Source organism: Proteus faecis, from assembly GCF_030286765.1.
Classification (GTDB): Bacteria; Pseudomonadota; Gammaproteobacteria; order Enterobacterales; family Enterobacteriaceae; genus Proteus; species Proteus faecis.
The window spans coordinates 755717-768226 of the sequence record NZ_JASVWV010000001.1 but is presented as its reverse complement, the minus strand read 5'-3'; the positions used below and the strand labels follow the sequence as shown (position 1 = coordinate 768226).

At 37.9% G+C, this 12510-nt stretch carries 15 protein-coding genes and 2 tRNA genes; 15 read left to right on the top strand and 2 right to left on the bottom strand.

Annotated features, from left to right (window positions below; translation table 11 throughout):
* The first annotated feature begins 9 nt into the window (after positions 1-9).
* From cydB to ybgE, 3 genes are read left to right on the top strand one after another with little or no spacing between them, the layout of a single operon-like run.
* The gene (gene cydB, locus QSH13_RS03650; protein ID WP_006537654.1) at positions 10-1167 is read left to right on the top strand and encodes a cytochrome d ubiquinol oxidase subunit II; all 1158 of its coding nucleotides are present in this window, start codon (positions 10-12) and stop codon (positions 1165-1167) included.
* A gap of 12 nt (positions 1168-1179) precedes the next feature.
* Entirely contained in the window at positions 1180-1293 is a 114-nt protein-coding gene (gene cydX, locus QSH13_RS03645; RefSeq protein ID WP_072062915.1) for a cytochrome bd-I oxidase subunit CydX, read from the top strand.
* Positions 1293-1577: a cyd operon protein YbgE gene (gene ybgE / locus QSH13_RS03640; RefSeq protein ID WP_185901847.1), complete on the top strand. Its 285-nt coding sequence runs from the start codon at positions 1293-1295 to the stop codon at positions 1575-1577. Before cydX ends, ybgE begins: the two co-directional genes overlap by 1 nt.
* 91 nt (positions 1578-1668) lie before the next feature.
* Here ybgE and QSH13_RS03635 read toward each other — a convergent pair whose 3' ends face one another.
* A complete protein-coding gene (locus QSH13_RS03635; protein ID WP_286038834.1) occupies positions 1669-2556 on the bottom strand; it encodes a LysR family transcriptional regulator in 888 nt (295 codons plus the stop codon).
* A gap of 89 nt (positions 2557-2645) precedes the next feature.
* Here QSH13_RS03635 and QSH13_RS03630 point away from each other — a divergent pair, with 89 nt between their 5' ends.
* The 11 genes from QSH13_RS03630 to QSH13_RS03580 all read left to right on the top strand — a co-directional run bounded on the left by QSH13_RS03630 (position 2646) and on the right by QSH13_RS03580 (position 10443).
* Positions 2646-4016, top strand: a complete 1371-nt coding sequence (locus QSH13_RS03630) for an MFS transporter (protein WP_196543925.1) — start codon at positions 2646-2648, stop codon at positions 4014-4016.
* Entirely contained in the window at positions 4006-4413 is a 408-nt protein-coding gene (locus QSH13_RS03625; protein WP_109398136.1) for a DUF4440 domain-containing protein, read from the top strand. Before QSH13_RS03630 ends, QSH13_RS03625 begins: the two co-directional genes overlap by 11 nt.
* 309 nt (positions 4414-4722) lie before the next feature.
* Positions 4723-5118 carry a tol-pal system-associated acyl-CoA thioesterase gene (ybgC, locus tag QSH13_RS03620; protein WP_006537646.1) on the top strand — a complete coding sequence of 132 codons (396 nt, stop codon included), beginning with the start codon at positions 4723-4725 and terminating at the stop codon, positions 5116-5118.
* Positions 5118-5804, top strand: coding sequence for a Tol-Pal system protein TolQ (tolQ, locus tag QSH13_RS03615; protein ID WP_286038833.1), 687 nt, complete (start codon positions 5118-5120; stop codon positions 5802-5804). Before ybgC ends, tolQ begins: the two co-directional genes overlap by 1 nt.
* A 22-nt stretch (positions 5805-5826) precedes the next feature.
* A complete protein-coding gene (gene tolR / locus QSH13_RS03610) occupies positions 5827-6252 on the top strand; it encodes a colicin uptake protein TolR (protein WP_023581195.1) in 426 nt (141 codons plus the stop codon).
* 28 nt (positions 6253-6280) lie between these two features.
* Complete coding sequence (gene tolA / locus QSH13_RS03605) at positions 6281-7348, top strand: cell envelope integrity protein TolA (RefSeq protein WP_109398135.1); 1068 nt, start codon at positions 6281-6283, stop codon at positions 7346-7348.
* Positions 7349-7490: 142 nt separating this feature from the next.
* Entirely contained in the window at positions 7491-8786 is a 1296-nt protein-coding gene (gene tolB, locus QSH13_RS03600; protein ID WP_109398134.1) for a Tol-Pal system beta propeller repeat protein TolB, read from the top strand.
* A 45-nt stretch (positions 8787-8831) separates the two neighbouring features.
* Positions 8832-9326, top strand: coding sequence for a peptidoglycan-associated lipoprotein Pal (pal, locus tag QSH13_RS03595; protein WP_109406490.1), 495 nt, complete (start codon positions 8832-8834; stop codon positions 9324-9326).
* A gap of 9 nt (positions 9327-9335) precedes the next feature.
* Entirely contained in the window at positions 9336-10106 is a 771-nt protein-coding gene (cpoB, locus tag QSH13_RS03590) for a cell division protein CpoB (RefSeq protein WP_109398133.1), read from the top strand.
* A gap of 154 nt (positions 10107-10260) precedes the next feature.
* Positions 10261-10336 (top strand) — tRNA-Lys (locus QSH13_RS03585).
* 31 nt (positions 10337-10367) lie between these two features.
* Positions 10368-10443: transfer RNA gene (locus tag QSH13_RS03580), tRNA-Lys, on the top strand.
* A 173-nt stretch (positions 10444-10616) separates the two neighbouring features.
* Here the strand turns inward: QSH13_RS03580 and QSH13_RS03575 are convergent.
* Entirely contained in the window at positions 10617-11501 is an 885-nt protein-coding gene (locus QSH13_RS03575) for an aminoglycoside 6-adenylyltransferase (protein ID WP_109398132.1), read from the bottom strand.
* A 253-nt stretch (positions 11502-11754) separates the two neighbouring features.
* On the opposite strand from QSH13_RS03575, the gene pnuC reads away from it, so the two are divergent.
* Entirely contained in the window at positions 11755-12483 is a 729-nt protein-coding gene (gene pnuC / locus QSH13_RS03570; protein WP_109398131.1) for a nicotinamide riboside transporter PnuC, read from the top strand.
* The last annotated feature ends 27 nt before the right edge of the window (positions 12484-12510 follow it).

The following is a 12510-nucleotide window of genomic DNA, read 5'->3' as shown; positions in this document are numbered from 1 at the left end:
GAGTCCACTATGTTTGATTATGAAGTATTGCGATTTGTTTGGTGGCTACTGATTGGTATCTTACTAATTGGCTTTGCGGTCACTGATGGTTTTGATATGGGTGTAGGGGTGTTACTACGCGTTATCGCGAAAGATGACACTGAACGCCGTATTTTGATTAACTCTGTTGCACCTCACTGGGATGGTAACCAAGTCTGGTTAATCACAGCAGGTGGTGCATTATTCGCTGCATGGCCAATGGTTTATGCTGCGGCATTCTCGGGTTTCTATTTTGGTATGATTTTCGTACTGGCGGCTTTATTCTTCCGCCCAGTGGGTTTTGATTACCGTTCTAAACTGGAATCTCCAAAATGGCGTGGTATGTGGGATTGGGGTATCTTTATTGGTAGCTTCGTTCCGCCATTAGTTATCGGTGTTGCTTTTGGTAACCTGTTACAAGGTGTACCTTTAGAAGTCGATAGCATGCAACGTGTATCTTATAACGGTACGACTAATGCACTGATCAACCTGTTAAGTCTGTTAAACCCATACGGTTTATTAGCGGGTGTGGTTAGCTTAATGATGATTGTTGCACATGGTGCAAGTTATCTTCAAATGCGTACAACAGGTGAATTACATGAGCGTACTCGTAAAACAACCTACATTACCTCATTAATTACATTTATCGCATTCGCATTAGCTGGTGTATGGTTAATTTATGGTATTGATGGCTTTATTATTACAAGTGCTATTGATACAGCTGGTCCATCATCTCCACTACTGAAAACCGTTTCTCATGAGGCGGGTGCTTGGATGACTAACTACAACAATTATCCAGTGTTATGGGTATTACCAGCCTTAGGTCTGTTATCTCCATTACTGGCGATTGTTGCAACTAAAGCAAATAAAGGTGGTTGGGCATTCCTGTTCACTTCACTGACAATTGCGGGTGTTATCCTGACGTGTGGTGTGACTATGTTCCCATTTGTGATGCCTTCAAGCACTTTCCCAGATGTGAGCTTAACTATGTGGGATGCAACTTCTAGCCTGTTTACTCTTCAGGTGATGACAGTTGTTGCGATTATCTTTGTACCTATCGTTCTCCTTTACACCATCTGGTGTTACTGGAAAATGCATGGTCGCCTCGATAAGAAATTTATCGAAGGCAATAATCATACTCTGTACTAAGGAGCATAGAGAATGTGGTATTTTACATGGCTTCTCGGAACGCTCTTCGCTTGTAGTATTGCGGTGATCGCAGGACTGGCTTTCGAGCATGCTGAAGCGAAAAAAGCTTCAGAAAGTGAAGAATAATGTTGGATAAGAGCTACCAACTCTTAGACAAGGGCCCTATTAGGGCTCTTGTTTTAATCATGGCGTTGGTAATGGCATTTTGTGTCATGTGGGATCCTAGCCGATTTGCAGCGAACACAAGTTCACTTGCAATTTGGCAAGGTGTCCTTCTTATTTGGTCTGTATGTGCTGGAGCAACTTTTGGTCTAGCATTTCGTCCTAAACATGTTGTTGCAAAATGTTTATTACATCCAATCCCTGCAATTATTATTTTAATCGTTGGGCTAATTTACTTTTTCTTCTAAGAAAATACCTTATTTCTGCTCAGTGTATGAAAAAGAAATAAGGTATTTTATTTTCTAAATATCCTTGCTAAATTCTTTCGCTTTTCTAACGTTATAGCTGGATATTTTCTTTTAAATAATCAATAAATAAACGTGTTTTTCTTGGAATATATTCACTATACGGGAAAATAATATTAACGGACTGCGTTAATAAGGAAATATCAGGAAACAGCACAACCAATTTTTCTTCCAATAATTCTTGATGAATAAACCAATGTGGCAAAATAGCCATTCCTGCATGCGAAAGCACCATTTTTTTTAATGCCGCAATGGTATTAGTTTCAAAATAAGCATCTTGAGATAACTGAGACAGTAAGATATTAAACTCTAAAGATGATGAAAGTTTACTTTGACGTAAATTACTATTTGCTAAATAAGGAATAACCTTTAAGTCGTCGATAGTTTTTATTGAGAATTTCTGTAATAAATCAGGGGAAATAACTAAACTTATCTTATAATCAGCCAGCTTTGTAGATCGGTAATTGCTATCTTTCAATGTACCAAGTCGAATAGCAAGATCAAGCTTATGGTTTATTAAATCCTCAATAGAAGAGTTAAATGCATATTGTATTTTTAGCTTTGGGTGTAACTGTATAAATTGATTGAGCAATGGCAAAATATAGTGTTCACCAAATTCAGCTGTTGAACTTAATCGCAACGATCCTTGCAACTCTTGTTGTCCTAATCGCGCCTTATCTAAAGTTTGTTCTAACTGACTTAGCACAAGGCGAAAGTCTTGATAAAGCATTTCCCCTGTTTCTGTCAGTGAGAATCGTCGTGTATTACGATTGAGTAAAGAGACATCCAATTCTGTTTCTAATGCTTTGATATGAATACTTACCATCGACTTACTGAGACGCAAATATTTTGCTGCTTGAGTAAACGAGCCGGTATCAACAACAGCAATAAAAGAACGAATTCGATCAATTTGATTTTGCATGATTGTTTACTCTGATTAAACAATAAATTCTATTTTGTCAGATAGACGAAATTCGTCAATCTTCCGTACTCTATGTGCGGAGGATTTTTATGACTTACCGTTATCGAATTGCATCTATTTTTTTGCTGGGCTTCTTTATTGATTGTATTAACATTTTTATGTCAGCAATTGCATTACCTGCAATAGCCGATGATATGCAGATCTCTATCGTTTCTGTTACATGGGTTTCAAATAGTTATATTCTGGGATTAACATTAATTATTCCCTTGAGTCACTGGTTATCTCAACGTTTTGGAATTAAAGCATTGATGGTAACGTCAATGTTGATGTTTAGTTTATCGGTTGCATTAGTGGGATATTCTCACGCTTTCAGCGAGCTTATTTTTTGGCGCTTTATTCAAGGTGTGAGTGGTGGACTGTTAATCCCAATTGGACAAGCGTTAACGTTTCAATATTTTCAAGGACATGAGAGAAGCAAAATTTCAACACTTATTATGGCAATCGCTCTAGTTGCTCCTGCAATATCGCCAACATTAGGTGGATTTATTGTTGATGTTGTGTCGTGGCGCTGGGTTTTTTATAGCAATATTCCATTCTCATTGCTAACTGCATTTCTAGCCTTTATCTGGGTAAAAGAGCCTTTAGCTAAAAAAAACGTTATACCTGATATTAAAGGGATCATTCTTATTAGTTTGATCATTGTATTTGGATTGTTCGCGTTATCTGCTTATGGTGAATATCACTCAACATTACTTGCCTTAGTGATTGCCGTACTTTCCACAATTTTTGCTGTACTTTATTATTACCACTATCGACACCATTCATCACCGGTTATTAATTTAGCATTGTTAAAAAATAGAAATTTATCTCTCTCTATTTTTATTTATTACTGTATTCCAGGTGTTTTTACTGGAGTGAATATTCTCGCTATTTTTTATTTACAACAATATTTAAAATTTACAGCTCAAGGAACTGGTGTTTTTATGTTGTTGTATGCACTGGGTGCTTTAATTTCAATAACAATAAGTGGTGCACTTTATAATAAATTAGGTATGAAATGCTTATTTATTATTGCATTGCTATTACACAGCCTTGGGATTTCTTTATTAACATTTGTAAATAGTAATACAGATATTCCATTACTTATTATTGTATATTTAATTATAGGAGTGGGTGGGGGAATTGGTGCTAACACCGCTCAAACCACAGCATTGTATGACTTTAGTGCACAAAAATTAGTTCAAGCAAGTGTTATTTGGAATATTAACAGACAAGTTGTTTTTAGTGTCGGAGCAACCATGGTTGCTATGTTATTTAATATTCTCTCTCTTTTTTGTTTACCACAAACAGCTTATAGCATGACTTTTTTAATATGCGCATTGATAGGCATATTGCCACTTATTTTATTATTCACACTAAAGAAAAAAGTGATTACACAGGAAATACAAGATGAATTTTAATACTGACTTAATTATAGAAAGCATCAAATCTTTGCATGATGAGATTGAAACAGTTTTTACGCAATATCCACTATCAGTTGATGCTATTACAAAAATAGAAAATGTTTTATCCCAAGACTTTTCAATGGTAGGGATCAGTGGAAAAGCAGTGAGTTATGATGACGTTATCGCGATGTTTAGACAAAATGCAGGAAAAAGAAGTGATCTGAAAATAAAAACGAACGATTATAAAATAATATATCAGTCAGATTTTTTGGCGCTTGTCAGATATCAAGAAACACATAGTGAAAATAAGAAAATTCTTACACGCGAGTCTGTAGTGTTATTGAGACGCAATTCTCATAATGAGTGTTGGCAATGGCACTATCTTCATGAAACCCCAATATTAAATAATTAATTGATTTATATGAAAAACCAGTTTTTAGCTGGTTTTTTTTTGTCATTAAAAATAATACTACTAAATTAGACAATATATGAATTTCTAATTAGCAAGCATTTTTATGCTGTCTTAATAAAAATATTTTTTCTATTCAGAGCACAAAGCATATTGCGTGTTGCAAAGAAGAGTTTATGATTGGCGCCTGAAAACTGCGTTTTCTATTCTTTACGTTACTACGATTCCCTTAGAGCGACCTCTTAAGTATAGTTAGGTAACCTATAGCTACATTATTTATGGACTTAACTTGGGGAATGTAAGGGAGGTAATATGCAGTTTCTTTGGCCTGTTCGTGTTTATTATGAAGATACTGATGCCGGTGGTGTTGTTTATCACGCCAGTTATCTGAAATATTTTGAACGCGCTAGAACGGAACTACTTAGAGAAAAAGGTTTTCATCAGCATGATTTACGGGAGTATGATCATGTTGTATTTGTTGTACGTAAATTATCAATAGAATATATTGCACCAGCTCGACTTGATAATCTTTTGCAAGTAGAAAGTGAAATTACCACATTGCGTGGTGCTTCAATGACATTTTCTCAAAAGATTATTAATGAAGATGGTTGTGTATTGTGTAGCGCAGAAGTCCTCGTTGTCTGCGTAGATTCATCAAAAATGAAGCCAGTAGCGCTTCCTAAGTCCATTATCGCGGAGTTTAAGTAGTGGCTGACATGAATGTTATCGATCTCTTTCTAAAAGCAGGGCTTTTAGTCAAGTTGATCATGTTGCTTTTAATCGGATTTTCTATTGCATCTTGGGCGATTATTATTCAGCGAACTAAAGTTCTGAATGCCGCCGATCGTGAAGTTGCAGATTTTGAAGATAAATTCTGGTCAGGTACTGATTTGGCTCGTTTATATAAAGATAGCCAAGCTCGTCGTGATGAATTATCTGGCTCAGAACAAATTTTTCATTCTGGATTTAAAGAATTTGCTCGTTTGCATCAAGCAAGCGTTCATGCTCCTGATGCGGTTGTTAATGGTGCATCAAGAGCAATGCGTGTCTCTTTCAATCGTGAATTAGAATCTTTAGAAACTCATATTCCTTTCCTCGGTACTGTTGGCTCTATCAGCCCATATATTGGTCTGTTTGGTACAGTATGGGGGATTATGCATGCATTTATTGCATTAGGTAGTGTTAAACAAGCAACGTTACAAATGGTTGCCCCCGGCATTGCTGAAGCGTTGATTGCAACAGCTATCGGTTTATTTGCGGCAATCCCCGCAGTTATGGCTTATAACCGGTTTACGCAGCGTGTAAATAAACTGGAACAAAGTTACGATAACTTTATGGAAGAGTTCCTGACGATTTTACATCGCCAAGCTTTTGCCTCCGCAGAAAAGAAATAGTTAACGCAGAAGGAGAGAGCTGATGGCACGGGGTCGCAGTAGCCGCCGAGGCGTAAAATCAGAGATTAACATTGTTCCTTTGCTCGACGTATTATTAGTGTTGTTACTTATTTTTATGGCAACGGCACCTATTATCTCGCAAAGTGTTGAGGTTGATCTTCCTGAAGCAACAGAGACACAAACTGTTTCAAGTAGTGATAATCCGCCTGTGATTGTCGAAGTGGCAGGGGTTGGGCAATACAATATTCGTGTTGATCAGGAAGTATTAGAATTATTACCACAAGAACAGATTATGGCTGAAGCTAAACGACAACTGGAAAAAAATCCGAAAGTTGTATTTCTTATTGGCGGTGCTAAAGATGTTCCTTATGATGAGATAATTAAAGCGCTCAACATGTTACGTCAAGCAGGTGTTAAATCTGTAGGTTTAATGACTCAGCCTATGTAATTAGGTTGAAATAAGTTTGGATAATAGCGTGGGAAAGAAAACGAAGCCAATTCGAAGTAAATTGAGCGGTTCAGTTATCTTGTCTACCGCCTTGCATTTACTCGTTATAGCTTTACTTATCTGGGGTTCGTTAACTCAGAAATGGGATTTAGGCGGTGGCGGTGGATCTGATGGACAAGTTATTGATGCTATTATGGTCGATCCTAATGCTGTGGTGCAACAGTATAATCAGCAAAAAGCGCAACAAGCTAACGTCCAAAAAGCCGAGCAAGAGCGTAAAGAGCGAGCTGAGCAACAAGAAGAAGAGTTGCGTCAGCAGCAAATGAAAGAACAAGAACGTTTGAAAACGCTAGAAGTTGAACGTTTACAAGCGAAAGAGGCAGCAGAGGCTCAAAAACGTGAAGCCGCATTAGCTGCTGCTAAAGCAAAAGAAGAACAAAAGGTTGCAGAAGAAGCGGCTGCGCAAGCAAAAGCTGAACGTGATCGCATTTTAAAAGAACAAGCTGATGCTAAAAAACAAGCAGAAGCAGAAGCAAAAAAACAAGCCGATTTAGCTGCGAAACAAAAAGCGGAAGAGGCAAAAGCTAAAGCCGAGGCAGATGCAAAAGCGAAAGCAGAAGCTGAAGCAAAAGCGAAAGCTGAAGCGGACGCTAAAGCCAAAGCAGCCGCAGAAGCAAAAGCTAAAGCAGCAGCAGAGGCTAAAGCCAAAGCCGCAGCTCAACAGCAAAGTAAGGCAGTAGATAGTTTACTTGATGGTTTAATGGCTGATGGTAACAAACAAAGTGGTGCAGCCGCAGCTGGCCAAGGCGGTGGAAATCGTACTGGTGCCAATAATGCAGGTGTTGCTACTTATATTGGACAAGTAAAAACGGCTATTGAGCAAAAGTTTATTGACCCAGAGTTGTATAAAGGGCGAACCTGTGAGCTAAAAGTCAGTATTGCACCTGATGGCTTGTTAATTAGTGCGAAGGTTGTAGGTGGGGATCCTTCTTTATGTCAAGTGGCATTAAGAGCAGCAAATACCGCTAAATTACCGAAGCCACCGAAAGATGTTTATGAACAAGTAAAATCATCAGTAATTGAGTTTAAACCATAAAACTGTCTGATTGTAGGAAAACATACACTAATTTATAGCTATTTTAGAATGTTATTGATGTGTTGTATGGTGTTGTTGAAAAGCGTTTGTTACTATTCTGTGCGTTATTGCGTAATAACCGCAATAATAAAAGGGAGACATGATGAAGCAGGCATTAAATGTTATTTTCGGGCTTTTAATTTTATGCGTAACCACTCTGGCCAACGCTGAAGTTCGAATTGAAATTACACAAGGGGTGAATACAGCACGCCCTATCGGTGTCGTTCCTTTTAAATGGGAAGGTACTGGTCAAATGCCAGAAGATATTGCTGGTATAATTGCGGCTGATTTACGAAATAGCGGAAAATTCAATCCGATTGATGTATCTCGTATACCTCAACAACCCGTTACTGCTTCTGAAGTCCAACCTGCACTTTGGACTGCATTAGGCATTGATTCTGTTGTCGTGGGACGAGTGCAACCATCAGCAGATGGCCAATATTTAGTAAGTTATCAGCTAGTTGATGTTGCAGGCTCACCAGGTGCAGTTTTATCTCAAAGTGAGTTTAAAGTTCCATCTAAATGGCTACGTTACTCTGCACACACCGCTAGTGATGAAGTGTTTGAAAAACTAACTGGTATTCGTGGTGCATTCCGTACACGTATTGCTTATGTTGTTGTGACAAATGGTGGCGCATACCCTTATGAATTGCGTGTTTCAGATTATGATGGATTTAACCAAGATCGTGTTTATCGTTCATCACAGCCATTAATGTCACCAGCATGGTCGCCAGATGGTGCTAAACTTGCATATGTGACCTTTGAAAGTGGTCAATCTGCTTTAGTAGTGCAAACATTAGCAACAGGTGAAATTCGCCAAATTGCATCATTCCCAAGACATAATGGTGCACCTTCGTTTTCACCTGATGGCTCTAAACTGGCATTTGCGCTTTCTAAGAGCGGTAGCTTAAATCTGTATGTTATGGATTTAGCTAGTGGAAATATGACACAGGTAACTAATGGCAGAAGTAATAATACCGAGCCAAATTGGATGCCAGATGGACAAACCTTAGTCTATACTTCAGATCAAGGTGGACGTCCACAAATTTACAAGATTAATATTAACGGTGGAACACCAGAGCGTATTACTTGGGAAGGTAAACAAAATCAAAACCCAGCAGTAAGCCCAGATGGTAGTTTCTTAGTTATGGTGAGTTCTGAAAGCGGTAGGCAACATATCGCTAAGCAGGATCTGGAAACGAATTCCGTACAATATCTAACAGATACGTTTCTGGATGAAACGCCAAGCATCGCGCCTAACGGCACAATGGTTATTTATAGCTCTACACAAGGCTTAGGCACCATTTTGCAGCTAGTATCGACTGATGGACGTTTCAAAGCGCGTCTTCCGGCGACTGATGGTCAGGTTAAATCGCCTGCCTGGTCACCGTTTATGTGATGCATAAAAATTATGTATGGCAAACAAATAAAGGAACAAATAGAGATGCAATTAAACAAAGTGTTTAAAGGGTTGATGTTAGCATTACCACTCGTTGCTGTTGCAGCATGTAGCTCAAACAAAAACGAAGATCAAACTGATACAAACAATGTACCAGTTGTTGAACAAGGTCCTACTGCTGAAGAATTAGCACGTCAGCAATTAGAACAACTGAAACAACAAAACATCGTTTACTTCGGTTTTGACAAATATGACATTAGCTCAGACTACGCTAACCTGTTAGATGCACACGCTGCATTCCTGCGTGCTAATCCTTCAGTACGTATTACTGTAGAAGGTCATGCTGACGAACGCGGTACTCCAGAATACAACATCGCTCTGGGCGAACGTCGTGCTAACGCTGTGAAAATGTACCTACAAGGTAAAGGCGTATCAGCTGAACAACTGTCAATCGTTTCTTACGGTAAAGAAAAACCAGCTGTACTGGGTCATGACGAAGCCGCTTATGCGAAAAACCGTCGTGCAGTACTGGATTACTAAGAGAACGGCATGAACAACAGTAACTTCAGACCTTTCTTGATGAGTCTGTTGTTACTGGTTGGCGTAGCGGCTCCTGTAGCCGCTATTGCCCAAGCGCCAATCAGTAATATCGGTTCAGGTTCGACCGATGAACGACTCGCCCAACTTGAGCGTTTTTCAAATGCTCACAGCCAGCTTTTGACTCAATTACAGCAACAACTCGCTGATTCTCAGCGTGATATTGATATGTTACGTGGTCAAATTCAGGAAAATCAATACCAGTTAAATCAAGTTGTTGAACGCCAACGTAACATCTATCAACAATTAGATAGCCTTGGTGGTGGAGCTTCTTCAACATCTACAGAAGCCACTCAACCTGATAATACTGCTTCTTCAACACCTTCTGCGGCAACTAATGCAGGGCAAGGTGATGAGAAGGCCGATTATAATGCAGCAATTGATATCGTATTGAATTCTAAAGATTACGATAAGGCAATTGTTGAACTAAACAACTTTATCAATAATTATCCGAAGTCTAGCTATCAATCAAATGCACAATTTTGGTTGGGTCAGATGTATTACTTAAAAGGTAATAAGGATCAGGCTGCAAGCACCTTTGCTATTGTTGTTAAAAACTATCCAAAATCTCAAAAAGCAAGTGAAGCCTTTTATAAAATTGGTTTAATTATGCAAGAGAAAGGGCAAAAGGATAATGCTAAAGCTGTTTACCAACAAGTGATTAAGCAATATCCAAATAGCGCTGGCGCTAAATTAGCGCAAAAGCAGCTAGGAACACTCTAATTATTGACCCCGTAATGTAAAACGTTGCATTTTCGGGGTTAAATGATTGTTTTTTCAACGGTTGAATGTTTTTTTGAAAAAAAACGTTGCACAAAAACATTAAATCAGTATTATTACCCGCCGTTGCCACAGAGAATGTGGCGAGTTCGAAAAAGGGTCGTTAGCTCAGTCGGTAGAGCAGTTGACTTTTAATCAATTGGTCGGGCGTTCGAATCGCCCACGACCCACCATTTTCGAATACCAATCCGTTTTTATTGAAATGGGTCGTTAGCTCAGTCGGTAGAGCAGTTGACTTTTAATCAATTGGTCGGGCGTTCGAATCGCCCACGACCCACCATTTCAAATCCTTCCTTGTTTTCATTACCGTTTTGATAGCCAACCAGATTATTAATTATTTTCCCTTCATTTTCTTTTGATAAATAACATCATCTAGCTATTTAGCTCAGTAACTAAGACAGTTTTCTCAAAATTGAAAAAACTATCTCGCTTTGATTAAAAATGATATTTAAGTCAGTAATGGCAAATAATAGATGACGTGATTTGGGTGTATTCATTTTCAGTCAAAAATTCATTATCAATTAACCAATTACTGACAAGTTCTTGGGTTTTAATGGCTGTATCGATAGGATGGTTTAACCGTTTTGAAGCATCAAAGAAAAATGCCATCATGGCAGAAAGGGCCGCGGCTGATTCATAAGGTGTACTCATTGCCAAGGTGCTTTCTAATGAACGCAATGAATAAAACTTAGGTAGCCACTCTTTCAGATTTCTACCTTGATACCACACATCTTGTGTTGATGTTTGTAAGGCTAGTTGCTCAAGTAATGTTATCAGCCATTCACGCATATCATTTATACGATAATTGGCGGACCAAAATTCATGGCGCAGAATGGCTACAGCGACTTGTGTCGCCTCAAACCAGAATTCTTGAGCATTGTTATACGCCTGCTCTTTTGAAAGCGTAGGAGGCGTTATAGTGCTAATTTCAGGAAGCCCGTCACATAAACCTGTTTTATCGAGTAATATTTGATACCCACGTTGGTAAACTGGGCTAAGTCCTTCAGTTTTCATGTTAAAAACACGCTCAGGCTCTGCCATCATAATGTCCATTTTGCGACCTTGAGCTAAAATATGTAAATAAATAGGCCAAAGTTTACCTCTAGGATCTTCACACTCTAATTGTAAGTTAACTAAGCTATCACCAAATTGTGATAACCAATGTTGGTTTTTTGCGAGTTCAGTCGCACCATAACCGATAAGCTCTATATCAATATCAGAATAACTGTCTATCTTTTTATTACGTCCTAATGATCCCGTTAGCACTACGGCTTCAATTCTTGGATCAAGGAGGGCAAAAGATAGCATACGATCGATTAAACGTGTTGTTGGCTCCATATTTCTCTCTAATAAGTAAAATATAATAAAGTTATTTGTCGTTTTTATTGTTTAAAAAGTAGAATTAGAATAATTTGTTTAATATATAAAACATTTGTTTGTTATTTTTATAAATCAGAAACATAATGTTTAATATTGAAAACTAAGTACCATTATAAATATGAATTTATAATATATCTTTACTACTTTGCAAAGATGTCGCAATAACCCATATTTTCTTTGTTTTTTCTATGATTAAGTCGGGGTTGTAAAAATGGATGTGATGAATTGGTTTAGTATCAATAATATTTTAGTCAATATTCCACTCGGAGAAGGTGGATATCCACTTTCATGGATTGAAGCAGTTGGCACCATCGCAGGACTATTGTGTATTTGGCTTGCCAGTCAGGAAAAAATTATTAACTATTTGTTTGGACTGATTAATGTCACTTTATTTGCCATTATATTTTTTCAAATTCAGCTGTATGCAAGCTTATTACTTCAAATTTTCTTCTTTGCCGCCAATATTTATGGATGGTATGCATGGAGCAGAGTGAATGATTTTGAGCAGGCTGAATTGAAAATACGTTGGTTAAAATCAAGCCATCGTCTTTTTTTAATCGTTGTTTCGATAGCGGCTATTGTAGCTCTTACTTTCAATATTGATATGGTATTTGGTTATTTAGCTGTTGTTGCTGTTGATATATTAAATGTCTTTGGTGCAAATTTAGCTACACCAGTTCTTGAACCTGATGCTTACCCATTCTGGGACTCGACAATGACGGTTCTTTCTATTGTCGCGATGATCTTAATGACACGGAAATTAGTTGAAAACTGGCTTATTTGGTCTGTTATTAATGTGATTAGTATTGTTATATTCTACAAACAAGGTGTTTATGCAATGTCTGTTGAATATATTATTTTACTGGCTATCGCTATTAATGGTTCTCGTTTGTGGATCAAAGCAGCAAAACACTCTAGCAGAAATAATTATCTCTCCTAATAAAAAAGGCTGGCAGAGTTATCTTTC